We start from the raw sequence: 26,701 nt of genomic DNA, 5'->3' as shown, positions 1-26,701 counted from the left end.
GCCAAGCGTTGGGGATTAGCGGTCTCCCGGTGGCGCCGGTCTCATGGCAGGAGCACATGTGCCGGCGCAGGTTGAGCGCCGTCCCCAAACCCAGCGATGTCGCGCGACCCAATCATAGATTGGGTCACCAATCCCGAGACGCCGTACCAGAACAATCCACGGCCACAGTGGCCAAAGCAACGGCAGCCGCGCTGCAACGGCTTCCACGGCGGCAATGCCTTCCAGGGTGCGTCCGGCGACTTGTACCTGGAGGCGTGCCTCGGCGCGTGCCGGATCCAACCCGTAGGTCGCTATCACCCCCGGGGCGCGGAACGAAAGCAGAACTAAACGCCGCCGCCAATCCAGTTTTTGGAGCAGGCGGGCTATCCGCGTGCACAGCGAGCATGCACCATCGTAAAATACATAAAGCGAAGCGTTCATTTCACAATACCCAGGCACATAAGGGCACCAGCATTTCGCGTGGATGCAGGCCACCATGCCGCCCAAAGAGGCTGTTCTCCTTATTCGCCCACCATAGATAAGCCTGCTCACGCGGCAAGAGCACCCACTCGCCCAAGCGCTCGTAAAGGATCGGGTTGGGCTGCCCGGGGCCGAATAAACCGCTTTGTATCGCTTGTTGGGTCGAGATCACCTCAAACTCCCCTGGCCAAGCCGATTCAACGTAGGCTCGTACATCCTCCGCCCGCCCTGGGCGTGGGAAGAGGTATGGTAGGCGGTTCTCACCCGAGGGAGGCATGAGTAAATCCTGTTTAAGTTGCGGATGCTGACGCAGTTCATAGCGCGCATAACGCGGGGTAGACACAAACCCATGATCGGCCACGACCAGGAAAAGGGTATCTTCCCAGCGTCGTGATAAGCGCGGTTGAAGCAGCTGCTGCAGCAGCAGGCGCAAGACGTTAAACTCTAAATCCACCCGTGCGTCTTCCGGTCCAAAGCGGTGTGAGAGTTCATCCAGATCTCCCCAGTAGGCATAGATATAACTGGTGCGATTCGTGGTCTCATCCAGGATGTGTTCCAGGGTGACCCAGAGGTCACTGCTGTTGCGGAACGGCAGAATATCACACCCCCGCATCAGCATTTGCGAGAGGCCAGAGCGGGCAATCGCCACGTGCATCAGCCCCAATGTGCGCACGCCGTAAGAGGCCAGATGAGGCGCCAACACCGGCACCGAAAGAAACGTCTCCGGATCAAACCCGGCCAGCCGGAGCGAGCCAAAATCGCCGTTATACGAGGCTGGATTGTGTAAAATCATATTGGCAATGAGGCCATATTCTTTTAGCCACATTTCGTAACCCAAGATGCCATGACGTGCAGGATAGGTGCCCGTCCACAACGTCGTCAGGGCTGTCGCCGTGGTGCTGGGGACGATGCTGGTGAGAGGGAGGGCATAAATTGGATCAACCCCTGCCAAGGCCAATCCGCCCCGTTGCTGTGTAAAATACCACCCCAGCCCATCCACCACCAGCACCACCACCCGTCGAAAGCGCGAGTTCAACGGCTGATGATAAGGCTCGGCCAGCGGCGGTGCGGCGCCTTCGAGTAGTGGCACACCCAACCAGGCACAAATGCTGCTGGGTAAATTCGCGATTGAGTAACCTTCGTAAGCAGGAAAAGTGCGATCCGGTGCAGAGGGTAAACCCGGCAATGAGGTTGCAGCAAGAGATTCGGGGGTGAGGGGCACGTATCGAGCCATCAGGACCTCTATGGTTCAGGGGATAGAGTAACCACTTCCGAAGCCGCACGGCGCAGGCGATCCCGGATGGCCAGACCCAAACCGTGACTCCCAAAGTCGCGGGTAACGATGGCCGTGATTCCCTGGGCATCTAACTGCCGCAGTGCTGCATAAAGATTGCGGGCAATCTCGGTTAAATCGGTTTGCGAACCTAGGGCTAGCAGGCTCACACCCGGCAACTGGGCTTCGACCCGCCGTGCATCCTCATCGGTGAGCAGTACACCCACCCGCTCGCCTTGGGCGCTCAAGGTACGCGCAATGTCCACCACACGGGCAGTAAGCGCCTCAGCCTCACCGCCCAAGACCAGGATCAGGCGGGCGCGGGGGGCATAGTGTTTCGCCAACAAACCCGGAGAGGGTTGAGCACCACCGCCAGAAGCACCTTCCCACACCGCCACGGGGCCCAAAACCGCTTCCAGGGCTTCGCGGGGGGTACCCCCGGGACGTAAAATGCGCGGTGGTCGGGTGGAGAGATCAAGAACGGTAGATTCCACCCCAATTGGGGTCGGCCCGGCATCCAAAATACAGGCAATCCGTCCGGCCAGATCCTGCCAGACATGCTCCGCCGTGGTCGGGCTTACCCCACCAAAGCGGTTCGCCGAGGGCGCCGCAATCGGCAGATCGCTGGCACGTAAGAGCGCTAACGCCACCGGATGCGCCGGCACGCGCACCGCAACGGTGGGCAGGCCAGCCGTAACTTCTGACGGCACCGCCGCATTCCGGGGCAGTATTAACGTCAGCGGCCCCGGCCAGAAGCGCGTGGCCAGGATGCCCACCTCCGGCGGAACCGATGCCACTACCCGCGATAACCATTCCGCACCGGCCAAATGCACGATGAGCGGATCATTCGCCGGGCGCCCTTTGGCTTCAAAAATGCGGCGCACGGCCACGGCATCCAGGGCATTGGCCCCCAGACCGTAGACGGTCTCGGTCGGGAAGGCTACCAATTGTCCCTGACGCACCAATGCCGCCGCTTCAGCAATCGCCTCATCTTCAGGATGCAAAGGATCAACGCGAATCAACCGGGTTTTCATCGCCCCTAATCATACCAGGGCAAAACACTTCCTGCAACCGAACCGTCTGACCATAATTTGATGCCGAGAAAAGGGGCAAACTTGTGATAAAATCGGCTCAACTGAGGGCCTGCTCGCGGGGGTGCGTTTCGCGGTGCCGTTAAAGTTAACGCGTGTGGGTTGAAATCCCTAGTTATTGGGAGCAACACATGGAACGATTATGGTCCCCCTGGCGTAGCCAGTACATTGAGCAAAATAACCGCAGTCAAGGCTGTGTCTTCTGTGAAGCCGTGCAACAACCCGATAGTGATCAAAACCTGATCATTGCGCGCGGCTGTTTTGCCTTTGTCATTCTGAATCGTTTTCCTTATACCAGTGGTCATCTGATGGTGGTGCCTTACCAGCACGTATCTTCCTTGGAAGCACTGGACGCACCAACGCGCACGGAGATCTTTGATTTAATTACCGCCAGTGTGCAGGTCATCCGTGAGGTCTATCGGCCAGAAGGGTTTAACATCGGCGCCAACATTGGGACAGCAGCCGGTGCCGGAATCGCTGACCATGTGCATTTCCACGTGGTACCGCGCTGGGCTGGCGATACCAACTTCATGTCCACGCTGGCCGGAACGCGCGTCCTGCCGGAAGCCCTGGAAGACACTTACCGCCGCTTGCGCGAGGGCTGGGAACGTCTCTTCTCCCCTGGCGCCCCCCGCGAGCAGGATCGCTAGTCATCTTCTTCGTGTTCTGATTTGGTTTCCTGTTCGGTCGGCGCGGGACTCTTAGCCTCGAACTCAGTCGGTTTGGGGGTCTTGCTCGGGCGCAATGTGCGTGTGGGTTCGGGTGTCTTGTCTCCCCTCTCATCTTCCGGTTCCGCGGTTATTTCTAAACGCGCCGTGGGGAGAGGCTGTTCGGTCTGTTTCGATAAACCGGGTGGTACGATAGGCCGGGCTCCCGGCGTATTATCTCGGCGCGTGGGCGAGGGCAAAATGCGGGGGAGATCGCGCCGCAATTCCGGCCACGGCGTCGCCGAAACATCAAGAGTAGGAGGCGCACCATCCCCGCCCTGCCCCTGCACGACCAGAGCCAGATACTGTTCCTGTGCCAGTCGCACCACCGTTGCCGAGATAGACTGCCCAACCCGCACTGTACCACGGCGCTGGGTAGCCGGGCTGAGCCAAAGGGTGAGCCCATCTAAACGAAGATGCTCAGAGGACATCTCCCGCAGAGTACCACGCACGGTGAGCAGTTGGAGCTCCAGACGCCGGGCTTTTACCCCCAACAATGGTTCGGTCTCGCCGAAAACATTCACATAAGCACCCTCTAAGGAACGGGCCAGCGCTTCTTGATCGGGGGAAAGCAGTAACGGGATTTGGTTAACTTCCCACACCCCCATCGCGCCGCGAGAGAGGAAGCCAGCAAACGTCACCGCCTGCCGCCGCCCCTGCTTAATGAGTGCCTGCACCTCCGCCGCCCGCTTTTGATCCAGGGTTTCGGCCAACGACAATCGTGCCCCCGGCTCGGTAGTAAGGTTATATTGAACGGCTTCAACCGCCCGCTTTACGGGATAGAGGGGTTGTCCCGGGAGCGCCTGGGCCGACGCCAGCGTGGTGACCACCAGGCTCATGAGCAGCACCAGGATAACCGCAAGGCTTCCCCAGGCCCAGCCTATGCGTGGTAAGCGGGCGATAGGAGAAACCGGCGTAGTGCGCAAATGCTTTGCCCGCTCCAGGAAACGCGCCCGGCTGCGTGCCCGCGCCGCAGAGGGAACCCGCAGAGTATCGGCCATGGCTCGTCCGCTCTGCGCCGCCCGTAAAAGAGGAGCTAAGTTCCGAGCCTGTTCGGGATAACGGGCAAGGATCGCCTCGATCGGTTGGCCCTGCTCCAGGGCTTGCAGGCAGGCTTCGATCAACTCAGGCGTCACCTCTTCCCGGTGCTTCATGCCCCCTCCCGTTCCAGCCATCGGCGCAAGGCCATCAGGGCACGGAATTGGAGCACCTTTACCGCATTGACGCTCTTACCCATCAGTGCGGCGGTCTCTTCCAGAGAACACTCTTGCGAGAAACGCAGCGTCAGCACGTGTTGTTGTTCCGGGGTCAAATGACGCATTGCCCGTTGCACGGCTTCTAAACGCTGTTGGGCTTCTAAGGCTTGTTCGGGATGAACCTGAGGGTCAGGATGACCGCCATCTAACGCCTGAACCGCATGACGATAATGCTGGCGGAGATAATCCATCACCAGATGATGTGCCGTGGTAAAACACCAGGCCCGCAAATTCTCCCCGCGCACCCGTCTGGCACGTAACGCCTCCAACAAACGCAGGAAGACCTCGGCAGTCAGGTCTTCGCTCAGCGGGCCATGTCCCAGACGATAGGCAATGTAACGATAAATGGCCGGATACAACGCATCGTGCAAAGTGGCTAGAGCATCCGCATCCAGAACACGCGCACGGGATATTAAATCGCTGAAATCATCCATCCCGGCCAGCGCCAAAAGGAGTACCGTCCTCTCCCCCCAGTATACCCCATCTCGAGCCAGGAAGGATGGCCCCCGCCTGTGGCCTTGACCGCAGCGGGGCAAGGGCCAAGTGGTGATCAATTCAGGCAGGGACCATCCTATCGCGTTCATTCAAAGCCTTCTAGTCATTACCCTCGTGATCGTCATCATCACTTTTGCCCCCATGATCTTTACCCTCAGAATTGCCGTAGGAACGATCATCATGGGATTCTTTGGGCTGCGGTGTGCTGAGCAATGAATCCGATTCGTGATCATCCTCACTGCCCGGCGTGGCGCGGAAGTCCAAGCGCCCGCTCCCGCTCTCCTTGACTTTGATCTGGGTTGCGAGATAGGTGCCATCCGCCTGCACTAGCGCTTTCACTTCTACCTGGCTGCCCACACTGGGGTTGCCCTGGAGTTTGGTGTTGGTATCTACGGTCACCGTGACGCCACTGACCACCCAGGTTGAGCCGTTAATGCTTTCAACCGTGCCGTAAAACTTGAAATTACGGGCTTGGGGTGCCCCAGCCGTGGGGAAAGAGCGAATTTTCTCAATCTCATGCGCGACATAGCCGCCATCGGTTTGAACGGCATGGACCTTAACCAGGTCACCCAGTCGAGGGTTGCCCTTGAGTTCGGTCTCGGGGGTCACCTGTACGGTTTGATCACCGATGATCCACGCCCCCTCGGTCATTTGATTGAGCACCCCAAACCATTCGACCTCATTATTTTCTTCGGACTCACCTGGGGTCGGCTGGGGTGAAGGTTGCACCTCATCATCTTCTAGGCTGATCTTATAGGCAATCAGGTTACCCTCACTGACCACGCCCTCCACCTCCACCAGACTGCCTACCTCGATACCGGCCTCAATCTGGGTTTCCAAAGTGACCTGGATGGTTTCACCCGAAACAACCCAGGTGGTTCCGCTAATGCTCTCTACAACGCCGTAGAACTTGAATTCGCTCTCATCCGGTGTTTTTTCCAACCGCGTTACTTCCAGCGCATAGCGGCTGTCATCCGGCAACAATACCGCTTTAACAACTACCGCGTCACCGGTCTGCAATCCCTCGGGCAACGCCGTTTGCTCATCAATACGAAAAGTCAATCCCTCCACAACCAGGGAATCCGAGCTCAGACTATCTACGGTGCCCTTGAAGGACACCACACCTAATGTCGGTATTTGGGTCGGAGTAGCCCCCGGTTCTGCCGCTGAGGTACTGTTACTCAGCGTTTGAAGCGCACTAAACGCGGCGCTGGCATCTAACGTCGTACAACCGGCCAGCATGAGCAAGAGCAAACCACTTACCATCACCAGTAGCATTCGCCAGGAAATCTTTTTCATTCTGTCTTCCTCCTAACTAGGGTAGGGATAAAGGGTATTCTCATAAGAATAGTCGCTTATGGGGGGCAAAAGTTACGGGCGAAAAAGTTTGCGCGGCAAAAAATTTGCCGCGCAATGATTAGGTGGGGGATGGAGGGGTGGATCGGGGGAGGTGGGCGGTATAGGACTCGAACCTACGACCTCCGCGATGTCAACGCGACGCTCTAACCAACTGAGCTAACCGCCCAATTGCTTTATTATTATACTCGGACGCAGGCAAAAAGACAATATTTTGGCATCGTCTTGCCCTCTGGAACCCACCCTCAAGAAAGTGAAGGGACCTTCTCGTAATAAAATAAGATTATGCGCTCGCGATCCTTCTCCAACGTTGTCATCACCTTATCGTTTCTACTTCTCTCTCTGGTCGGTGTGGGCGGCTTGCTTTATGCCCTGCGTTGGGGGCCATGGGTGTATAGCGATTCGGTGGCCTATATCCTCTCTGCCTACAATTGGATCACAGGACGAGGGTTGGGCATTTTTAACCCCAGCGGCGAATTCGACCCTATGATGCCTCCCGGGTACCCCTGGTTGATCGGGGCATTCCTGGTACTTAACCTTGACCCCTTGCATGCTATCACCGTGGTGAACAGCCTGTGTTTTGCCCTGGGTCTGTTTTTACTTGGGTGGGGCACATGGCGTCTCTCCGGTTCCTGGTTCTGGGGATGGACGACCGCGATGCTTGTCCTTCTGGCACCGTGGGTGATCTCAAACTTTGACGGCGCTATGAGTGAACCCCCTTACATGCTGCTGACGTTGCTCAATCTCTTTCTCCTGGCCCATTACACCCACTCACCACGGCTGGAGGTGGGAATTGCAGCGGCATTGTGTGCAGCCGGGGCCGGGCTCATGCGCACCATCGGGCTGGTCAATCTAGTTGTGGGTGTTCTGGTCATCCTGGTTGTCCATCGCCGATCCCAGCGAGAAGCCGCCATTCGGGCTTCAGGATATGCCATAATGGCCGGGATGTTACCCCTGGTCTGGCTCTTTCGAGAAACGTTGCCCAACCGACCCTTTGTTTGGGATTCTTCACTTCTCACCCAAGCCAATACGTTTCGTCAGAGCGTAACACGATTATCGCTTCAGTGGGTGCCGATCTTCAAGATGCTACCGGCATCCTGGCTCAAATCGCTGGCTTTGGTGACAATGGGGTTGTTGGCGGGCTGGGGGGCAGGATGGGCTTGGAAGCAGGCCCGGCGAGAAGGGAACCCCCAGCCGGAACTCGCGGGCGGATTGACCTGGTGGGCCATCGTAACGCTCTATGCTCTGGGCTACCTGTTGTTCTTGGGGTTATCTTATCTATTTTCGTCCCTGACGCCGGATATTGATACTCGCCTGTTGATGCCGTTCTTTATTGCCCTGGCCGTCGTTATCCCCGGTGGATTCTTTTTGGCCATGCGAGCGCGCTCCGTCGCACCTCATTGGGAAGGACTACTGGCTGCACTCATCTTTCTCTCAACCTTGATCTATTACCTGCCAACCACGGTTTCTTATCTGAGTCAACGCCATACCACAGGTAGTGGCTATAGCGGCTTGCGCTGGCGCGATTCCGAAACACTGCGCGCGGCGCAAGACCTTCCGGCAAACCTGCCGTTGGTGTCTAACCAACCTATCGCCGTACTTTTCTACACCCAGCGTTTTCCCTACGAGATAACTCGTCTGGTACAGCCGGACCGAGCAGTGCTAGAGCAACCTTTTGGCAATGGCATGAGCGAGGACGAACTCGTTTTTCGCACCCGCTGTGCTGCGCTGATCCTGTTTGAACCGGAATTCAGCCAGCAAATGCGCGCCCTCTACGGCGATCAAACCGCCCGCTACCAAGCCATTTTTACCGCTGGCCTGCGCCTTTACCGTCGCCTAGATGACGGCGTCATTTACTTCTATCCTACCTGCCCCACACCTTAAAGTCATACCATAACCTCAAGCAAGGTTTGACGAAACCACCAAGTCTATTGGTGAGCGGGATGGCTACGGCTATAATTGAGATGTAGGAAAGGAGCATGTAATGCGACGAGGGTGGCTCATCCTCCTGTTATGGTTTATCGGTTGGTCGCTGTTGGGATTACCGCTGGCGCCATCCGTACAGGCACAAAGCCCCAGCGGGCAACCCCAGGTGTTGCTCTTAACAGCTGAGGGACCACTGACACCGGTGCTGGTGAGTTATATCGAACGGGGGATAGATGTAGCACAACGTGAAGGCGCCGAGATGCTGATTCTGCAACTCAATACGCCGGGCGGAAGCATTGATCTCATGAATCGGATCATCCAGATCATCCGCGGGAGCCCGGTGCCGGTCATCGTCTATGTGGCACCTCGAGGTGCCATGGCCGGCAGCGCCGGTACCCTGATCACCTTGGCCGGGCACGCCAGTGCTATGGCGCCGGAAACGGCCATTGGGGCCGCCAGCCCGGTCGGAGCCCAGGGTGAGGAATTGGGAGAAACCCTAGCCACCAAGGAAAAGGAGATTCTTCGCGCCACTGCCCGTTCCTTGGCTGAACGGCGCCCCGCCGAGGCGATTGCGCTGGCCGAAGATACCATTGAAAAAGCACGCGCCGTCTCAGCCTCTGAGGCTTTAGAAGTAGGATTGGTGGATTTCATCGCTTCCGATGTCAACGATTTACTGCGCCAATTGAACGGTTATACGGTGACCGTACTGGACACGCCCCGCACCCTGCACACCCAGAACGCCGTGGTTCGTTCGTTCAACCTGACTGCGGTAGAGCAAGCCTTGCAATTACTCACCAATCCCAACATTGTTTTTCTTCTATTAACCATTGGTGTGCAAGCCATCCTGATCGAACTTTCCAACCCCGGTGGGTGGGTGGCTGGGTTCATCGGTGCCGTCTGCCTGGCACTGGCAATTTACGGTTTAGGCCTGCTACCGGTCAACCTGTTTGGCTTAATTTTCATCATCATGGCGTTTGTCCTCTTCATTCTGGAAGTTAAGGTAGGCTTTTCCGGCGCGCTGACCATTGCCGGCGTGGCGTCGTTTATCGCGGGGGCGCTAATCTTGTTCAACTCGGTTCGCCTGCCCGGTTTTCCACGCATTTCCATCCCTTTGGTCATCGGCACGGCCATCGTCGTTGCCGTTTCCTTCCTGACGATCGTGGGTTTTGCCCTGCGCGCCTTACGCCTGCCACCCGGCATGGGCAAGGAAACACTGGTGGGCAAACAAGGCATCGTGCGCGAGCCCCTTGACCCGGTGGGCAACATTCAATTAGAAGGCGAATTATGGACTGCCGAAGCCACCGATGAGAACATCCCTATCCCCGTAGGGGCTAAGGTCGAAGTCATTGGGGTGGAAGGGTTACGCCTGAAAGTGCGCCGGGTGCGCTAGGCAACCTCACCCATGGAGAAAAATTAGGGGGCACTCCAACTTGCTTTTTCATCGGTGAAGCCTATAATGAAAATTGCTGCGCTGGTCATATCTCTGATCAGCACCACAACCGGCCCAGAAAGCCATCCCGAGCCAAGAGGAGGAGTTGAGCATGGCAAAACTAATCTATGTGGAAGGTATTGGTGAGGCCTATGCACGTAAACTAGAGGCCATTGGTGTGGACACAACCGCTAAATTATACAAAGCGGGTTCTACCCCCAAAGGGCGTAAGGAATTGGCCGAAAAATCAGGAATCTCAGAAAACCTGATTCTAGAGTGGGTCAATCACCTAGATTTGTATCGAATCAAAGGCGTTGGTTCGGAATACGCTGATCTATTGGAGGAAGCCGGGGTAGATACGGTACCCGAATTAGCCCAGCGTAATCCCGAAAATCTGTTTAATAAACTGGTTGAGGTCAATAAAGAGAAAAAGTTGGTACGGCGTCTGCCCACCCTCTCCCAAGTTAAGAATTGGGTGGAGCAGGCCAAGCAACTGCCGCGGGTGATCGAGTACTAAGCCGCCGGGGTTACCCCCACCGCCTCGGATGCGGTGGGCCGAAGAATCAAATAGACCATTTCGGATCAAGGTGCATCTTTCTCGCGCCGATGGGATTAAATTTTCTCTTATGACTGGTGAGCGGTAAAAATTTTAGGGAGTGGCTCAAGAACCTCGGTTTTCCCTTCGTCACAAAGATAGATACGGTGTTACTGCGGGTACAGAATCTCGAATCGGCCGCCGAGTGGTACACCCACGTCTTGGGTTTCAAGCCCGTTTACACGGCTCCAGAAGAGCGTCTGATTGTCCTGGCCGTGGGCACAGAAACCAGCCTGACCTTGCATAAGCAAGGATCCACCAGCGCCACAGTGACCCACCAGATTCCCCGCTGCTACCCGATTTTTTACACCCCTGATATCGAGGCCGCTCATGAACGCTTAAGAGCCATAGGGGTGGAGGTGCAGCCCATTTCCGGCAAGGAAGGAGAAACACGCTGGTTTGCATTCCGGGATGGCGAAGGTAATTACCTTGAAATGTGCCATTACGAGACCTCGGGATGAGCGTCTCGGATAATCCCCTACCGGCTTCCCCCTCCACTTGGCATGATGGTATCAAAGATGGGGCACTAAAATATGTCAATGCAAAATATGTCAATGCAAAATATGTCAATGCAAAATATGTCAATGCAAAATATTGACGATTCACGCACTTCTTGCTATACTTTGAATCGCAACAGGATTGCGGGCGTGGTTCAGTTGGTAGAACGTCTCCTTGCCAAGGAGAAGGTCGTGGGTTCGAGTCCCATCGCCCGCTCTAGCCCCCGAAAAGGGGGCTTTTCGTTTCCTGCCCATCACAGGGAGGTGCACTATGCGCGTTTGGCAAGTCACCCACGCTGGACCGATTGAGTCCCACCCCTTACACCTTGCCGAAATCCCCATCCCACAACCCGGCCCGGGACAGGTGCTCTTGCGGGTGCGGGTCTGTGGCATCTGTCATACCGATTTGCACATTGCTGAAGGCGATCTTATCCCGCCGGCCTATCCGGTGGTGCCGGGGCATCAGGTCGTGGGAGAAATCGTCGCCCTCGGGGAGGGAGTCTCTAATCTTATAATTGGGCAGCGCGTAGGGGTTCCTTGGTTGCACCAGGCCTGTGGGGCCTGCGAATTTTGCCAGCGGGGGGAGGAAAACCTGTGCCCCTCTGCCCGCTTCACCGGACTGCACGTGCCAGGGGGCTTTGCTGAATACCTGCTGGCCGATGCCAATTTCGTGCTTCCTCTACCTGAAAGCCTAAATGACGTTGAAGCTGCCCCCTTACTGTGCGCCGGGATCATTGGCTATCGCTCGCTACGCAAAGCCGAGGTGCAACCGGGAGAACGTCTGGGGTTGTTCGGCTTTGGTGCCAGTGCCCACCTGGTTCTGCAGGTTGCCCGCTATTGGGGGTGTGACGTATACGTTTTTACCCGTTCCGAAGCCCACCGCCAACACGCTCTGGAATTAGGTGCAACCTGGGCAGGACGGGCCGAAGATACTCCCCCTCATCTCCTCGACCGCGCCATCACCTTTGCCCCGGTAGGCGAGATCATCCCTTTGGCATTGGCTAAATTGCGCCCCGGAGGCACTCTGGCCATCAATGCCGTGCACCTGACCCCAATCCCAAGCTTCGAATATCCTCTAATTTACGGTGAACGCACCCTGCGCAGCGTGGCTAATGCCACCCGCCAGGATGGCCGGGAATTCTTACACCTGGCGGCTCAAATCCCCATCCGCCCCACCGTCACGTTGTATCCGTTCGATGCCTTGAACCAGGCACTCGCCGATTTGAAACACAGCCGCCTGAACGGCCAGGCCGTGCTACACGTGGAATAGGGCCGTTAGTCCACGCTTTTGGGATGCCCACTCAGCCCCAATGGGCGCATGCCATTGAAGACCACCACCAGAGACACCCCCATGTCGGCCAGCACCGCCATCCACAGGGTGGCTTGGCCTAAAACCGCTAAGACAAGGAAGGCTAGTTTGGTCAGCAGGCTAAATGCCACATTTTGGCGCACCAAGCGGTGGGTGAGGTCGGCCAGGCGGAAAAGGAACGGTAACGGCTTGAGTGTATCGTTCATGAGTACAACATCAGCCGTCTCCATCGCCTGGGCACTGTGAACACCTCCGACGGCAATACCCACCTGCGCTGTAGCCAGGGCCGGCGTGTCGTTCACTCCATCCCCAACCATCGCCACCACACCAAAACGGCGTTGCAGATCACGGAGCACGTCCATTTTTTCTGTTGGCAGCAAGGGGGCATACACCTCATCTATCCCCAAGCCCTTGCCAATAGTCTGAGCAACCACACGTTGATCCCCGCTGAGCAGTGCTGTATGCCGCCCACGCTGCTGCAACCAGGCAATAGTTGCACGGCTCTCGGGACGTGGGATATCCATAAAGGCCAGATAGCCCCGCACCATACCTCCGTATTGGAGCAACACCGTGGTCTGTCCCTGTTCTTCCAGGGCATTGATTTCGCGGCAAAGGGCTTCCGGGTGAGGTTGGAACTCATCGAACCAGCGATGGTTGCCCAAAATGGCTTCATGTCCGTTAAAGCGCGCCTTCATCCCCATGCCCGGCACCAATGCGACGGCATGAGGGGAAGGATAGCGAACCTCCAAACCACGTTCTACAACCGCCTGGGATACGGCGCGCGCCAGCGGATGGTGGCTCTCACGCTCGATAGCATCAGCCAGCGCCAATAGATCATCACAGCGGGAGCAACGTTCACCCCCTTCGCAGTCTATGGCCCGCACAACCGTTAATTGCGGTTGCCCCAACGTCAACGTGCCCGTTTTGTCAAACGCCACGACCCGCACCTGATGCAGGGCCTCCAGGTGAACCCCACCTTTGACCAGGATACCCCGCCGTGCGGCTGCCGTAAGCGCGCTGAAATAAGTAATCGGAGTGCTCATCACCAGTGCACAGGGGCAGGCAATCACCAGCAGCGCCAGGCCGCGGTAAAGCCAACCTCGCCCGCCTTCAGGTGAGTTGAAGAAAGGCTGTCCAAATGCCAGAGGGGGGACAATGGCAATCAGCACGGCTAAAATGGTCACGGCGGGGGTGTAGTAACGCGCAAAGCGATCTACGAAGCGCTGGAACGATGGGCGCTGCGCTTGCGCCGCCAGCACGCCCTCCAAAATGCGCTGCAAGGTACTTTCACGCGCCGGACGAGTCACCTCAATTTCCAGGCTACCCTGGCCGTTAATACTGCCGGCAAACACCTCATCTCCGGGGTGTTTCTCCACCGGCTGACTTTCACCGGTAAGCGGGGCTTGATTCACCTCACTGCTTCCCACCAACACCCTTCCATCCACCGGAATACGCTCATCTGGACGGATGCGCAGGCGATCACCTACCCGCACTTGCTCCACTGCTACCCGTTCCTCCCCCTCAGGCGTCAAGCGAGTGGCCTCTTCAGGCAACAAGGTACGCAGATTATCCAGGGAACGTCGTGTACGGTCGGTGGTGTAACCTTCCAGCGCCTCGGCTAAAGCAAAAAGAACCACCAACGTGGCTGCTTCGGTGATCTCGCCGATAGCAACCGCACCCACGGCTGCCAGGGTCATGAGCGCATTGATGCCAAGTTCACGGCTATAGCGCCACCCATTCCAGGCGTGCCGAGCCAAAGGCACGCCGGCCAAAAGCAGCGCCCCCACCTGGAAAATCATTGCCAGGGAATAAATCGAGGGCCAAAGCATCAACAGCAAACCTATTCCCACCAGTAACGCACCGATCAAGGTGAGGCGGGTTTCGCGTTCTGCCCAGAGATAGACCAAAAAACTGGGACGTTGAACCGGCCCCGATTGAGGTGAAGCGGTCAGGGACTGCAGGCGATAGCCCAAGGACTGGACGCGTTTAGCCACGGTCTGTTCGGGGATGGTTTCACCCTCTAAATGGAGCAAGCCGCTGGCAAAATCCAAATGAACCCGGTTCAAGCCAGGGACTTCACGCAAGGCTTGTTCAATTTCGCGGGCACAATCGGCACAATCTAATCCCATTACACGATAGCGCTGTTCAGGCATGAGTGCGTTCCTCGGATTCAACTTGAGATTGGTTTTGGTGACGGATGTGTTCCAACCCACGTTCGAGCAGGTCACGGATATGTTCGTCATCCAGGGTGTAGAACACGGTGCGCCCCTCCTTGCGAAAACGCACCAGGTGCAGGGCGCGCAACAAGCGCAACTGATGCGAGACAGCGCTCTGACTCATCCCCAATACCGCCGCCAGGTCGTGGACGCACAGTTCGGCCTCGGCCAGGGCTGCCAGCAAGCGGATGCGGCTGGGGTCACTGAGCGCAGCGAAGACCTCCGCCAGGCGGGTGGCAGTTAGACCATCCAGCAAATGCGCCTGCACCTGCCGCACCAATGATTCGTGAATCTGGTTATCCTCACAATGGGGCGAAGCACCGTTTTTACCCATAGACACCTTAATCATGAATATATGAACATATCTTCACATATTATATCCACAGGGAAGAAGTTGTCAAGCCATGTGGGCGAGGAATCAAAAGGATCTTTTTGGAAATAAGTGCGCTACAATAGAAGCGGGCATTGTTGTTCAGACATGTTGACGGGGAGGGTTATGATGGAGGCTGTTTTAACCTTCCAACTGGCTCGGGATGAGCAAATTGATGAATTCCTGGAACTGATGCGCCAGGAAGCCGCCGATTATGTGCACCCCACATTGGAGAAATTGGGTTGGTCGTGGGAAGAGTTCATCCAACGAGCGCGCGGTGTAGGTTGGGTGTTTTGTATCTACTACGCCGGGAAAAAAGTCGGGGCCTATTGGATCGAGGAACGGGAACGGGTGGTACATCTTCACGGCATTGTGATTGCGCCTTCGTATCAAGGACAGGGCATCGGCACCCAGGTGCTCAAACATCTGATGGAGCAATACCAAGGGCGCATGGATGCCATTGAGTTAGGTGTACACACATCCAACGTGCGGGCCAGGGCACTCTATGAGCGACTGGGGTTTCGCATCGTTAAGGTGTTACCTGACGTCGGTTTTTACATTATGCAATGCCCGTTGAAGGCAGCTTCCGAAGCAAACCAGCACCAGCAAAAGGCTCTATAAAACGGGTTTTTCTACGCGCATTAACCAACCATCTCCCACAGCCACCAAGGCCAACCACCCCAGCAGGCGCACCTGAACGCCGATTTGCGCGGCATGCCGTTCAATTTCGAGCGGATTCCCGTGCCAGACGAGAAACATCAAGGGATAAAGGCTGACCAAAAAGATCGAAACTAGCACCCAGACGGAATGGGTGTCCTGACCGCGCCAATAGACAATGGCACCAATCAATCCCAACCATAGAAAAGCCCCCAAGACAACCACCCCGCGTGGATACATAATTGCATCAATCCGTTCAAGCCGGCGTGAAAGAGGACCTAGGGGATGACGATATTCCGTATTATTCCCATTGAGTAAGTGAAGCGCGTGGTGCAAGGGCTCAAACAGAGTTGGAAGAGGTCGTGATAACAGATATGCCAGGTAGGTTGCACGTCCTTTTTTCTCAATCCACTCACGCACGGGTTGCAACGTTGGCTCGGTGACCATGGCAACCTGATATTGGCGCTGGCTGAACGTCTGAATCTCTAGAAACCGAGGAGTGAGAGGCAGACCAGCATTGACAAAGAACGCGCGTGCTTGTGGATCAGGCATAATGCGAACCTTCAAATTATCGTAAATGTGGATTTGCCAGCGGTTGCCGTGAATCAGGGTGTAATTTTGAACCCCGAATAGTACCAGAGTGCCTAGAATTAACCCTATGAACGGCCAGCGCAAGTACAAGGTCTTCCACTTTAGCCCCAAATAAAGCAAAAACACAATGAGAGCGGTAAGCAAGAAATAGAGGTTAGAATCACGGGTAAAACTGTAAAGCCCCATAAAGATAAAACTCATCAACGTAAGAATACCCCCAAGCAAGAAGGCTCCACGGAACTCATGCTCTCCTAACCTGAGTAAGATCAACCAACTGGCCAACACCAGAGCAAAGAAAGAAAAAGAAAGGGATTCTGAAAGCAATAAGAAATCCCACAAACTCACTTCCAGAGCAAGGCTGAACAACAGGATAATCGTAAATCCCACCAAGCGCATCCACCGCTGACGCAACGATAAAGCCACTGTGATTGCAAGCCCACTCCATGCGATAACGGAGAGCCATTTCTGTGTGATCGCAACACGATACATTACCCCGGCATCGTTAAAATTTGCCAAAGTCACCCCCAACATCTTGTAAAGTAAGGGCAATGTAAACGACCGCTCGGCAACCCAAAAGGCTGCTGATGTAAGCGGTTTTTCGGCCACCACAACATAGGAATAGGTATCATAATACGTGCGGGGGGCCTCGCTAAATCCAAAGGTCTTTTTAAGCGCCAGGAAAATTCCCCACACTTCAAGATAAGCCAATCCCCAGAAGAGCCCATTGAGAAAACGATATTCGACGCTTTGCCGGTAAGATAACCTCCCCTCTGGTGAAACGCCCTGAAAGACCAACCAATAACGCCTCAAAGGGGTGTAGGTGAGCAAAAAGGCTGGTAAAGCCAACCCAAATCCAACCACACTCAAAATCCTCCAACCTTGGGGGAAAGGAAGGAAATCCACCCCTGGAAAGTTCTCAAGGATGGCTAGGCCTAAAAGTCCTTGACCCAATACCAAAATCAGGTGAGGAATATACAAGCCCAGTTTGCGCCATAAGGAAGTGAGCATATACGTACCCCGAAGAAAATAGGCCCCCATCCATGCAATGAGTGCCGATCTTCAATTTTACTGCACTTCCATCCTACTCATACTTCAATGCCGTCACCGGCACCAGGGTCGCGGCGCGCAGGGCCGGATAAAGCCCGGAGATCAGCCCAATCAGGGTGGCGAAAGCCAGTGCAAACAAGGGCAACCACAGCGGGGTGAACGTGGCTGCGGTCATCGGAGCACCGCCCTGGCTCTGGCTGGAAAGATAGGTAACCGCTACCACATTCAGCATGGCACTGCCCAACCAACCGATGAGAACGCCACCTAAACCACCCAGGAAGCCGATTCCCGCCGCTTCACCCAGGAAGATGCTCAGGACGTCGCGGTTGGTCGCTCCCAATGCTTTCATCAAGCCAATCTCACGCGTACGCTCCAGGATAGCCATGGTCATGGTATTGGCAATACCGATGGCCGCCACCAGCAACGCAATCGCTCCCACCCCGCCAAAGATCAATTGCAAGACGAGATAGAAATTGTTGATCCCCTGGACAAAGGATTGGGGCGTGGATGCCATATACCCCATCGCATTAATTTGATCTGCCAGTTCCAGTACTTTGTCGGGGTCGCGGGCACGAACGACCAGCATGTTATAACCCTCACGGTTGCGGTTGATACGCTGCCCGCGCGCCCATTCCTCCCATGCGGTTGCTTCATCCATGCGCACAAATAGCGCCCCATCCGCCTCGCTGCGGCTCTCGGCCAGAATACCCACAATTCGCAGGTTGACCGTTTTGGTGATGACCTGGCCATCTTGAGTCCACTTTTGCAACACCAGGCGCACTTGCTGATTGAGCAACTCCGGTTGTGGCGGCGGCTCCTGGCCGGGACGCTGACGCGGGTCGTAGAACTGACGCGCCGCCCAACTGCCAATAATGGCCGTACCCCGTTCCAGGCGAGTCGTCCCCGCCTCGAGCGGATAGTCGAAGATCGCCAAGTCGTCAGTGTCAACGGCCAACAGGGATGGATAGTTTTCCAACCGGCCAACCTTGAGTACGGCGCTTACCCCCACCCAATTGCGCGGAATGGCATATTCCACGCCTTCCAGAGCGCGGATTTCTTCAATGGCGGCCGGGGTGAGCAGTTTCTGCCCACCAGAAGTACCCCCCTTTCCACCCGGTTCAATCACGACCGCCATCGGGCCACCTTCGCCCCCACCGTAATTGGGATACACCTCAATCCGGCGCAAATCGCTGATGCCCCACAACTGACTGGTGGCATTGCGCTGCAATCCCAGGCCGAGCGAGACCAATAAAATTACCGCCGCCGTGCCGATGATCACCCCCAGGGTAGTCAGGGCGACCCGGCCCTTGCGCCGTCCCAAATTATAGAGCACCAAACTGAGTAAATCACCGAAGCGCATTCTTTACTCCACACCACCCTAACCTTTACCGCCCGGCCCAACCGGCACCGGAACCGGCACCTCGCCGGGGGGCATTTCAGGGGTAATCGGCGTAGGCTGAGGGCGACCACTGCCCAAACCCAAGAGGCCCTTGATAAAACGCCAGAGAACATCCCAGAAGGTCTCCGGGGCGGTAGGTTCCGCCGGCAACCCACCCTCACCGGGGAACATCGGCGTCTCCATCACCGGCGCTTCCATCACGTCCACGGTCAGGGTTTGGATAATACTGCGCGGCTGGTTAAAGTCATCCGTGTAGGTAATGGTCACCGTGATGTCCTGCGGCCCGGCCTGGTAAGGCGTGAAGTTCACATCCAGGGTGAAATAGCCGCCCGGCTCCAGTGCGCCGACCAGGGAAACGTTGTTGCTCAACTCTGCATTTTCGGCGCTCACCTTCATGTTCCCCAACACAGCCGATTTGCGCCCCAGGTTGGTGACCTGCAAGGGCAACACGGCAGGCATACCGGCTTGGAAGAAACCCGGATCGCGGTAAAAGCCGACCTCTACCTGGGGCAACGAATACACGAGCAGGGTAATCACCTGGTCATTGACCTGGCGGTTGCCCTTTTCATCATCATAGACGAAGGAAATTTTGAACGGATAAGCGCCAGGGTTGGCATTGACATTGACGATCAACTGGGTGCTGGTCTTAAGCGCCTGCCCTAGTGGCACATCGCCGAGGTAAATGATGTTAGAACTCCCTAACGGGGCGAAGGTTGAGAGGTCGCTACCGCTAGCCGAGACCCCGCCCGGCGCCGGCGTACCGCTGTTATCACCGCTAAGGGTACCCCCACCCAGGATCATGACCACATTGCGCGCGTTGCTGCTGCCCAGGTTTTCAATTTCCAGGTCAAGGGTGAAGATGGATCCGGGCTGGAGCTGATCCACATCACTGCGATAGCCCATCACGACCAATTGGGGGCGGCTGATCGCCGTCGGCGTGGCAGTCGGTCGCGCCGGCCCGGAGGCATAGGCCGGCGGTTTCAGGTCAATCGTCACCGTGAGGGTCGTGGTATAGGCCGTGCCAGCGGGGTCGTTATAGGTTACATTCACCGTAATCGTTGCCAGGCTGCCGCTCAGGGTAGGGCTGGCCAGAAAACGCTGCACCACATCCAGCCGTTCCTCGGGCGCCAGGCCGCTCAAGGTGCGCACACCCCCCGTGTTGAGAGGCAAAAAGCCCTCGCCGCTGAAGGTGAAGATGATATCCCGCGCAGCACTGCGCCCCACGTTGGCCATGCGCAGGCGCAGGCCGAATTCCTGCCCCGGCGCAATCGGGCCACCTTCTTCAATACCATAGGATTCCATGACCACCAACGGGCGCCCACTGGGTGGCAAGGTCGCCGTAGGTGGAACAAACGCACGCGTGGTCAGAGCCACACTTCCTAGCCCGGTATTAGTCGTTGCCTCTAACAACTGAACCGTGGTTACTTCGGTGGCGCCATTTGGGGCTGTAGCCGGAACCGCCACTGCTACAATGACATTCCGGCTTTCACTCGCGGCCAATGTAAACGTGAGCGGATCTGTGGTTACCGGCCAGGCATTCAAACCTTGAGTGATCACTTTGAGGCTTACATCGGTAGCACCAGTATTAATAACGTAAGGGTATAGAAGACCACACTACCCACTTGTCCATCTCTCTGGGTGGCATCGGGCGTAATGGTGACTGAGCCACTCTGAGCATAAATGACATAAGCAGGTGCCAAAACCAAACCCACCAGCACCAGAATCAAGCCCAAACGAAAGTAGTGCCAATGCTTCATCTTTCAGGTCCTCCTTGGGTAAGTGCGGCAAAATTGGCCGCGGCCTCATAGTCTTCGCGGGTTACCACCCGCCCGTCCAACAAATAGACCAAGTGAGTGGCAAAGCGGTGCATGCGGGTGTCGTGGGTTACTACGATAATGGTGTGGCCGGCGCGATGCAGTTCCGAGAGCAACTGCATGATGCTATAGCCGCTGGCCGTATCCAGGTTACCGGTTGGCTCATCGGCCAGGATGATGCGCGGTTGGTGCACCAGGGCCCGAGCAATGGCCACCCGCTGCTGCTGCCCGCCCGAAAGTTCGGTTGGGCGGTGGTGGGCGCGGTTCTCCAGCCCTACCTGACGCAAGAGGTTGAGCGCAATCTGGCGGCGGCGCGCCGGCGGCACCCCTGAAAAACGCAACGGGAAAGCCACATTTTCCAGTGCCGTCATCGAAGAAACCAGATTAAACGCCTGGAAGATAAATCCCACCATCTTGCGCCGGTATTCAGCCAACTGATTTTCATCCAGTGTTTCCAGGCGCTGCCCGTTGACTTGAATACTGCCTGCAGTAGGGCGATCCAATCCCCCGATCAGATGTAGCAAGGTGGATTTGCCCGAGCCAGAAGGCCCCATCACGACGGTAAAACTCCCGGCAGGGATGTCCAGATCCACCCCGGCGAGAGCCTGCACCGCCTGCTGGCGTCCCATAGGGTACACCTTGCGCAAGCCACGGATCATGATCAGAATGCTGTCATCCATGCGCCTGACCGACTAAAAGAAAAAAGGGCGCGTCACAAACAGATTACCCAATCGTGCCGTAAAATAGCCCGGCAGCGCCTGCAAGGCTAAGGTCAGCAGAATAGCGAGCAGGGTCAACCCCCAGGCTTTGACACGTTGGAGCCCCGAAAAGAGTGGCACACCAATCAACAAGAGGATGACCATCCAAAGCCAATACAGATCAATCTGAGCCAGGGCGGCCCGCGCAAAGAGGGCTAAACCGGTTACATCGCTCGGAATGAAGCCAGAGAGTCCCGGCGCGCTGATGGCCTGCCGCGTGATCAGGATGGCTAGGCTCTGCACCAGATAGCGCAGACCGAGTGGCACACTGCTCCAGGCCACCAGGTTGAACGTGGCGACCCCGTTGCCGCGGCTGCCGCCGAGCGTCAGCGCCAGGTGGAGCAGACTGCTCAGGATCAGCCAGGGCAGCCAGACTGCAGCCAGATTCGCCAGCGCAGGAAAGATAAAGACAAAGAGCGGATTCGCTCGCTGTTGCTGGGCTTGGAAATACTGTTGCTGCTGTTCTTGTGGCCAGTACTGGAAATCCGGCGGAGGTTCGGGGATAATCTGCGCCTGTTGCAGGCGTACCGGTGCGCCAGCCAATGCCAGCACTAACGCCAACAGCGTCAGCACCACCATAGGGGTGAGCCAGGTGGCATTCTCCTGCTCGCGCAAAGCAAGCAAGGTACGGCGCGGGCGGAACAAGATGCCCGGAAGAAAGGCGAAGTGCCAGCGGCGGGGGGTAATTTCAGCAGGGGGTGAAAGCGTTTCGGTATCGGTCATCACATCACCTCAGAGCAACGAAAACCTGTGTTTGCCGAACAGAACCTTCATTCTTGTTTAACGTTTCTCCCCCTATAAAAGTTCCCATTTTTATGTCCCGGGGTAATTGTAACCTACTCTAAACAAGTGGTATGGAAGCAAATTCTGTATAAAAAGGGACTTTGATGGGACGTGCTTTCTACTCCATAATAAAATACTGTTACATTAGCGTCCTCGCTCTCTTTCTCGCTTGCGAGCAACTCTTCCCCATATGAACCCAACATTTACCATAGCACCCGGTCTAAATAGCAGGCTAAAAGATATAGGCACTTGCTTCATAGAGTTTCTAAAGCAAGTGCCCGTTTAATGAACAGGGATCTAAGCTGCTTAGCTAGCAGGTACTTCTATAATATTAATATCCCTAACCAAACAAAAGGTTGGGAAAAACCATGAAAAACGAGAGGGCACAAAAGTTCTAGTGCCCTCTCGGGTAAACCATCACTACTTGATCAATACGGCTCAGGCCTTACTTAATCGTTGAAACTGTGCCAACATCTGCTCAACCGTCAAGGTGCCCGGGTCGAATCCCAGATGTTGGCAGCGCTGGGCCAGTTGAGTGATCTGCGGCGGCTCCAAATGCGTCCTGGCAAGCACCTCGGCCTGTTTGAACACCTCGGCGGTTGGCCCATCGGCCAACACCTGCCCCAGCCCCATCACCACCACACGGCGGGCATAGTGCGCGACGATGGGCATATCATGCGTGATGATGATAATGGTGTGACCGTGATTCTCGTTAAGGTCTTTAAGAAAATCCATAATCTCGAAAGATTGGCGTGAATCCTGGCCGGTGGTGGGCTCATCTACAATGATCACCTTGGGGCGCAGTGCCAAAATGGAGGCGATTGCCACCCGCTGGCGCAGTCCCTTGGAAAGGAAGAAAGGATGCGAATCAAAGTAGGCCTCTGCCAGGCCAACCACCCGTGCGGCTTCAATAACCCGTTCTTTGACCTCAGCCTCGGGTAAAAGGATGTTACGCGGCCCGTAAGCAATCTCATCCCAGCAGGTGCTATTAAAGAGTTGATGATCCGGGTTTTGGAACACATAACCCACCCGTTTGACCATTTGCACGATGGGGGTGGTTTTAGAGTTTAACCCGTCCACAATCACATCACCCCGGGTGGGTTTGAGCAAACCGTTCAGGCACTTTGAAAGGGTGGTTTTTCCGGATCCATTTTGCCCGATGAGCGCGATAAACTCACCCTCATAGATGTCGAGATTCACATCGGTGAGAGCACGCGTGCCATCCGGATAGTCATAAGTGAGATTAATAACGCGAATATAGGGTTGTGGTGCGTTCATGGTCACCTTTTGATCAACGCGTGGAATGATGAGGCATCAAAATCGCCTCCAACTTAGTCGCGGCCTCATCCAGGGTAATCGGGAGGTCGCCGTTATACCATCCTCTTTGGACCAAACGGTAAAAGAACTGCATCGCCTCCGGTGGGTAGATCCCCTTCTCCAGCAAGAAGGCAATTTCCTGGAAAAATTCGCGCGTCGGTGCTTGTAAAGCGACTTTGCCTTCCGAAAGCAGGATCATGCGATCGGCGAGCGGGATCAGGTTCTCCAGACTGTGTTCGATGACGATAACTGTATTGTGCTGTTCTTGTTTTAACCGCCCCAGAACCTCAAAGATGCGCTTGCGACTGATCGGGTCGAGCATGGAGGTAGGCTCATCCAACACCATCACCTTGGGCATCATTGCAAGCACGGCTGCCAGGGCTACACGCTGTTTCTGCCCTCCGGAAATTTCATAAGGAGGTTTGGGGAGGAGAGGTTTGAGTGCTGTCAGTTCGGTCACCCACTCCAAGCGTTCGCGAATCTCGGGAATGCTTAAGCCGAGGTTTTCCAACCCGAATACCAGTTCGTCTTCAACTGTCATGGCGGTAAATTGGGCTTCGGGATCGGAAAACACCACCCCCACCTGACGCTGCAACTGGCCACGCGGGTAATCCTCTACCTCTTTACCCATCACCTTGACCGTGCCCTGTTTAACCCCGTGGTATTGACCGGGGATTAAGCCATCCATAGAAAGCGCCAGGGTGGTTTTTCCCGCCCCATTCGGGCCGATAATTCCCACAAACTCCCCCTCATAAATATCCAGGCTGATCGCATCCAGAGCGGGCTTTTCGGTATTCAGATACTGCCAAGTGTAATCACGGATTTCGATAATCGCCGACACCATAGCCTCCTTCAGGACAAGACAGCATGCAACCACTGGATAAACCAGGAATCATCCAAGCCAAAGTAGTTAAACCCGTAGCGCGCCACCAAAAGCGCCACGAATGCCAGGGTAATAAGGGCAGTAAAGATCACATCGTGGGGCTTGAAGGAATAATGGGTCAAAATATAATCAGCGCGCTTGACACGACTCGCCTCGCCGGTGAAGGCATAACCCCGCGCTACCAGCGCGTTGGTGAATTCCTCGGAACGGCGCAACGAGAGTGCAAATAAGGGGATCATATACATGATGTACTTACGAATTTTATAAGTAAGTGGCTTACCGGTAGTATCAAACCCGCGGGCCTGCTCGGCTTGGCGGACGATTTGGAAATCTTCTAACACCATGCCGGCCGCGCGCAAGGCCATAGCAAAAACGTAAGTCACCACGAAGGGCAAGCGGATGGTGCGCATGGCGACGATGATGTCGCGCTCGCGCGACGTGCTGAGAAAGAATACCATCGTAGCAATCATGGGCAAAATGCGGAAATACACGACCAGCGCATCCCGCACCCGTTCCCAATAAATCGGCAGGCCAAACAGGTTAAAGATGACCTGAAACTCCGGATGGCGTCCCCCCAGGATGGTGTAGGAAATTAAAATGATGCTCCCCATTGAAATCGCCACCGGGATATAAATGCGCACAATCCGAATATCCACACGGCTGATCACCATAAGCGCCAGAATGAAGACCAAAAGGAAAAAATTCCATTCTGGCGCCGCTACAAACATGGGAAAAAGACTGACGATGAGCAAGAAATATAACTTGACGAAGGGATGTACGGCGTAAATCGGTGACTCTTTGGGCACATAGCCCAGCATGGTTTTATTCATAAGCCTTCTCGCCTTTCGACATGAATGCGTCTCAATAGACGGGATGGGGCATCCCCTGCCCCATCCCGTGTCTGCCGCAAACGGCAACCGACTAAGCCCACCACCGCTTCACGAACGCCGGGGTGCGAATGACCACGCCCGAAAGCGCCTTAAGCAGGATGAAGTTGAAGACGATGCCCGCAACCATGTTGCCGCCGAACCACCCCCACACGAACAGGGGCACCGATTCAGTGGTCAGCAACCCAAAACCGCGCAGCACCACCAACGGCGACCACAGCGCACCGAAAGCGTTCGCGACCAGCATTGAAAGGAAGAGGATGAGGTAATCACGGCCGCTCTTCAAGCGCGGGTCGGCCTTGAAGCGACGGAACGCCCAAGCCGGGAGGAATGCCTGTACTGCATTGGCCGGCACATAACCCAGTGAGACGTAAAACGGCGTGCCAGCAATCGCATTAGAGAAGAAGGGGAAAATCGCACCGGCCAGCACACCCCAACCGCCAAACCAGATACCACCGACTTGCTGCACGGCGATGCCGGTCCAGAAGAAATTAACCCCAAAGCCAAGAGGGAAAGAAATACTACCAAAGGCGCCGACGACGAAACCAATGCCGATCAGCAAGGCCAAAATGACAATATGAATAACGCCCACCGAACGGCGTTCACCGGGCTGAACGGTCCAGATTTGTTCAGCCGTTAAGTCCTTGGGGGAAGCCGTAGCCATGGAACACCTCCTGAAAAGTGTGGATTTGTTCAGGTCACGAAAGAATGAACCAGGTTGGGAACAATGAGAGGGCAATGAACAAAGGAAAGAGAAATCATGGAGTTAGAAAAGGCTAGGATAGGGACTGGTTGAATTATTGTTGGCGTCGCACCACCTCCTCCGGGGTTGAGGATGGGTATGAAGATGTGCTCGCTCTTCCCCCCTTTTCTAAAGGGTATTATAGAAAACTTTACCCGGTATTTCAAGCAGTAGATGTCAGATGTCTGACGAAGGAATGACATGTATCCCGAAACCCGGGCACCGTTACTAGGTTTTGGAAAAGGTTATACATCCTGTACTTCATATCCAGTAAATTGAGAAAATAAAATTATGCAATACACCTCATGGTTCTATCCCATGCATCTAGCCCTACTGGCAGTGGGCGAGAATTTTATACCCATCGCCTGGTGGACGCCCATCTCAAAAACCCCGTTCCGCTTTCTTTTTGCCGTAGATAAGAATAATTACACACTTGCCCTTTTACGTGAGAAGGGCGAAGCGGCGTTATGCTTCCTGGCGTGGGAAGAACGTGCCTGGATAGTTCAGGCTGGATACTTGAGTGGTCGCCAAGTTTCCAAATCCCAACAATTGGGTATTTCACTTCGCCCCGCACGCCACCTGGCAACCACAAAACTGCCCGAGCGTTCCCTTGCCGTCTTCGAACTTCGGGTGCATGAATTGCCATTGGATGGGGATCACGTTGTGTTTACAGGAGATGTGATTCATGCCGAAGGGGAAGCGGAGGCCAAGGAGCGCCCCATTCTCTTCCTGGGGTTTCGTGACTTTGCCACGCTGGGTGAGCGGTGGCGGTTTGAGCCAAGACCAAAAAGGCGGAAAAAAATCCCTTGACGCTTCGCGCCCATAGTATAATCTGAATAAAGGT

26 protein-coding genes and 2 tRNA genes are annotated in these 26,701 nt (G+C 55.7%); 9 read left to right on the top strand and 19 right to left on the bottom strand.

The window, feature by feature from the left end; all coding sequences use genetic code 11:
• Positions 1 to 15: 15 nt before the first annotated feature.
• The 3 genes from QYE77_RS10405 to QYE77_RS10395 are packed head-to-tail and all read right to left on the bottom strand — an operon-like array spanning position 16 to position 2,766.
• The gene (locus QYE77_RS10405) at positions 16 to 420 is read right to left on the bottom strand and encodes a thiol-disulfide oxidoreductase DCC family protein (RefSeq protein WP_315625344.1); all 405 of its coding nucleotides are present in this window, start codon (positions 418 to 420) and stop codon (positions 16 to 18) included.
• 1 nt (position 421) lies between these two features.
• Positions 422 to 1,693 (bottom strand): alkaline phosphatase family protein, encoded by a 1,272-nt coding sequence (locus tag QYE77_RS10400; protein WP_315625343.1) that lies wholly within the window; start codon positions 1,691 to 1,693, stop codon positions 422 to 424.
• 8 nt (positions 1,694 to 1,701) lie between these two features.
• Positions 1,702 to 2,766 carry an L-threonylcarbamoyladenylate synthase gene (locus tag QYE77_RS10395; RefSeq protein ID WP_315625342.1) on the bottom strand — a complete coding sequence of 355 codons (1,065 nt, stop codon included), beginning with the start codon at positions 2,764 to 2,766 and terminating at the stop codon, positions 1,702 to 1,704.
• Positions 2,767 to 2,954: 188 nt separating this feature from the next.
• Here QYE77_RS10395 and QYE77_RS10390 point away from each other — a divergent pair, with 188 nt between their 5' ends.
• Positions 2,955 to 3,473, top strand: a complete 519-nt coding sequence (locus QYE77_RS10390) for an HIT family protein (RefSeq protein ID WP_315625341.1) — start codon at positions 2,955 to 2,957, stop codon at positions 3,471 to 3,473.
• Here the strand turns inward: QYE77_RS10390 and QYE77_RS10385 are convergent.
• The 4 genes from QYE77_RS10385 to QYE77_RS10370 form a co-directional block, all read right to left on the bottom strand.
• Complete coding sequence (locus QYE77_RS10385; protein ID WP_315625340.1) at positions 3,470 to 4,684, bottom strand: DUF5667 domain-containing protein; 1,215 nt, start codon at positions 4,682 to 4,684, stop codon at positions 3,470 to 3,472. The genes QYE77_RS10390 and QYE77_RS10385 overlap by 4 nt on opposite strands.
• Entirely contained in the window at positions 4,681 to 5,370 is a 690-nt protein-coding gene (locus QYE77_RS10380) for a sigma-70 family RNA polymerase sigma factor (protein WP_315625339.1), read from the bottom strand. The genes QYE77_RS10385 and QYE77_RS10380 overlap by 4 nt, the downstream gene beginning before the upstream one ends.
• Before the next feature lie 10 nt (positions 5,371 to 5,380).
• Positions 5,381 to 6,580, bottom strand: a complete 1,200-nt coding sequence (locus tag QYE77_RS10375; protein WP_315625338.1) for a DUF5666 domain-containing protein — start codon at positions 6,578 to 6,580, stop codon at positions 5,381 to 5,383.
• A 152-nt stretch (positions 6,581 to 6,732) separates the two neighbouring features.
• A tRNA-Val gene (locus tag QYE77_RS10370) sits at positions 6,733 to 6,806 on the bottom strand.
• Between the two features lie 116 nt (positions 6,807 to 6,922).
• On the opposite strand from QYE77_RS10370, the gene QYE77_RS10365 reads away from it, so the two are divergent.
• The 6 genes from QYE77_RS10365 (at position 6,923) to QYE77_RS10340 (ending at position 12,354) form a co-directional block, all read left to right on the top strand.
• A complete protein-coding gene (locus QYE77_RS10365; protein WP_315625337.1) occupies positions 6,923 to 8,521 on the top strand; it encodes an ABC transporter permease in 1,599 nt (532 codons plus the stop codon).
• Positions 8,522 to 8,621: 100 nt separating this feature from the next.
• Positions 8,622 to 9,953, top strand: coding sequence for an NfeD family protein (locus tag QYE77_RS10360; RefSeq protein WP_315625336.1), 1,332 nt, complete (start codon positions 8,622 to 8,624; stop codon positions 9,951 to 9,953).
• A gap of 151 nt (positions 9,954 to 10,104) precedes the next feature.
• Positions 10,105 to 10,509: a DUF4332 domain-containing protein gene (locus QYE77_RS10355; protein WP_315625335.1), complete on the top strand. Its 405-nt coding sequence runs from the start codon at positions 10,105 to 10,107 to the stop codon at positions 10,507 to 10,509.
• Between the two features lie 185 nt (positions 10,510 to 10,694).
• Positions 10,695 to 11,048, top strand: a complete 354-nt coding sequence (locus QYE77_RS10350) for a VOC family protein (RefSeq protein WP_315625334.1) — start codon at positions 10,695 to 10,697, stop codon at positions 11,046 to 11,048.
• 180 nt (positions 11,049 to 11,228) lie between these two features.
• Positions 11,229 to 11,301 (top strand) — tRNA-Gly (locus QYE77_RS10345).
• Between the two features lie 54 nt (positions 11,302 to 11,355).
• On the top strand, positions 11,356 to 12,354 hold the full coding sequence (locus QYE77_RS10340; RefSeq protein WP_315625333.1) for a zinc-dependent alcohol dehydrogenase family protein: 999 nt from the start codon (positions 11,356 to 11,358) through the stop codon (positions 12,352 to 12,354).
• 5 nt (positions 12,355 to 12,359) lie between these two features.
• On the opposite strand, the gene QYE77_RS10335 is transcribed toward QYE77_RS10340, so the two are convergent.
• Both QYE77_RS10335 and QYE77_RS10330 read right to left on the bottom strand, forming a co-directional pair.
• Positions 12,360 to 14,546 (bottom strand): heavy metal translocating P-type ATPase, encoded by a 2,187-nt coding sequence (locus QYE77_RS10335; protein ID WP_315625332.1) that lies wholly within the window; start codon positions 14,544 to 14,546, stop codon positions 12,360 to 12,362.
• Positions 14,539 to 14,943, bottom strand: a complete 405-nt coding sequence (locus QYE77_RS10330) for an ArsR/SmtB family transcription factor (RefSeq protein ID WP_315625331.1) — start codon at positions 14,941 to 14,943, stop codon at positions 14,539 to 14,541. The genes QYE77_RS10335 and QYE77_RS10330 overlap by 8 nt, the downstream gene beginning before the upstream one ends.
• Before the next feature lie 162 nt (positions 14,944 to 15,105).
• Between QYE77_RS10330 and QYE77_RS10325 the strand changes: the two genes are divergently transcribed.
• Positions 15,106 to 15,600: a GNAT family N-acetyltransferase gene (locus QYE77_RS10325; protein WP_315625330.1), complete on the top strand. Its 495-nt coding sequence runs from the start codon at positions 15,106 to 15,108 to the stop codon at positions 15,598 to 15,600.
• On the opposite strand, the gene QYE77_RS10320 is transcribed toward QYE77_RS10325, so the two are convergent.
• The 10 genes from QYE77_RS10320 to QYE77_RS10275 form a co-directional block, all read right to left on the bottom strand.
• On the bottom strand, positions 15,595 to 17,235 hold the full coding sequence (locus tag QYE77_RS10320; protein WP_315625329.1) for a hypothetical protein: 1,641 nt from the start codon (positions 17,233 to 17,235) through the stop codon (positions 15,595 to 15,597). The genes QYE77_RS10325 and QYE77_RS10320 overlap by 6 nt on opposite strands.
• Before the next feature lie 73 nt (positions 17,236 to 17,308).
• Entirely contained in the window at positions 17,309 to 18,634 is a 1,326-nt protein-coding gene (locus QYE77_RS10315; protein WP_315625328.1) for an ABC transporter permease, read from the bottom strand.
• Between the two features lie 18 nt (positions 18,635 to 18,652).
• Positions 18,653 to 20,230, bottom strand: a complete 1,578-nt coding sequence (locus tag QYE77_RS10310; RefSeq protein ID WP_315625327.1) for a COG1361 S-layer family protein — start codon at positions 20,228 to 20,230, stop codon at positions 18,653 to 18,655.
• An 8-nt stretch (positions 20,231 to 20,238) separates the two neighbouring features.
• Positions 20,239 to 20,430, bottom strand: a complete 192-nt coding sequence (locus QYE77_RS10305) for a hypothetical protein (RefSeq protein WP_315625326.1) — start codon at positions 20,428 to 20,430, stop codon at positions 20,239 to 20,241.
• Positions 20,427 to 21,167: an ABC transporter ATP-binding protein gene (locus QYE77_RS10300; RefSeq protein WP_315625325.1), complete on the bottom strand. Its 741-nt coding sequence runs from the start codon at positions 21,165 to 21,167 to the stop codon at positions 20,427 to 20,429. Before QYE77_RS10300 ends, QYE77_RS10305 begins: the two co-directional genes overlap by 4 nt.
• Positions 21,168 to 21,179: 12 nt before the next feature.
• Positions 21,180 to 21,968 carry a YIP1 family protein gene (locus QYE77_RS10295; RefSeq protein WP_315625324.1) on the bottom strand — a complete coding sequence of 263 codons (789 nt, stop codon included), beginning with the start codon at positions 21,966 to 21,968 and terminating at the stop codon, positions 21,180 to 21,182.
• A gap of 498 nt (positions 21,969 to 22,466) precedes the next feature.
• The gene (locus QYE77_RS10290) at positions 22,467 to 23,306 is read right to left on the bottom strand and encodes an energy-coupling factor ABC transporter ATP-binding protein (protein ID WP_315625323.1); all 840 of its coding nucleotides are present in this window, start codon (positions 23,304 to 23,306) and stop codon (positions 22,467 to 22,469) included.
• Positions 23,307 to 23,319: 13 nt separating this feature from the next.
• Positions 23,320 to 24,189 (bottom strand): energy-coupling factor ABC transporter ATP-binding protein, encoded by an 870-nt coding sequence (locus tag QYE77_RS10285; protein WP_315625322.1) that lies wholly within the window; start codon positions 24,187 to 24,189, stop codon positions 23,320 to 23,322.
• A gap of 8 nt (positions 24,190 to 24,197) precedes the next feature.
• A complete protein-coding gene (locus QYE77_RS10280) occupies positions 24,198 to 25,058 on the bottom strand; it encodes an energy-coupling factor transporter transmembrane component T family protein (protein ID WP_315625321.1) in 861 nt (286 codons plus the stop codon).
• Between the two features lie 91 nt (positions 25,059 to 25,149).
• Entirely contained in the window at positions 25,150 to 25,779 is a 630-nt protein-coding gene (locus QYE77_RS10275; protein WP_315625319.1) for a hypothetical protein, read from the bottom strand.
• Positions 25,780 to 26,148: 369 nt separating this feature from the next.
• Here QYE77_RS10275 and QYE77_RS10270 point away from each other — a divergent pair, with 369 nt between their 5' ends.
• On the top strand, positions 26,149 to 26,667 hold the full coding sequence (locus tag QYE77_RS10270; protein ID WP_315625318.1) for a flavin reductase family protein: 519 nt from the start codon (positions 26,149 to 26,151) through the stop codon (positions 26,665 to 26,667).
• Positions 26,668 to 26,701: the final 34 nt, after the last annotated feature.

Source organism: Thermanaerothrix solaris, assembly GCF_032334255.1.
GTDB lineage: Bacteria > Chloroflexota > Anaerolineae > Anaerolineales > Anaerolineaceae > Thermanaerothrix > Thermanaerothrix solaris.
This window is presented reverse-complemented; position numbering and strand designations above follow the sequence as displayed.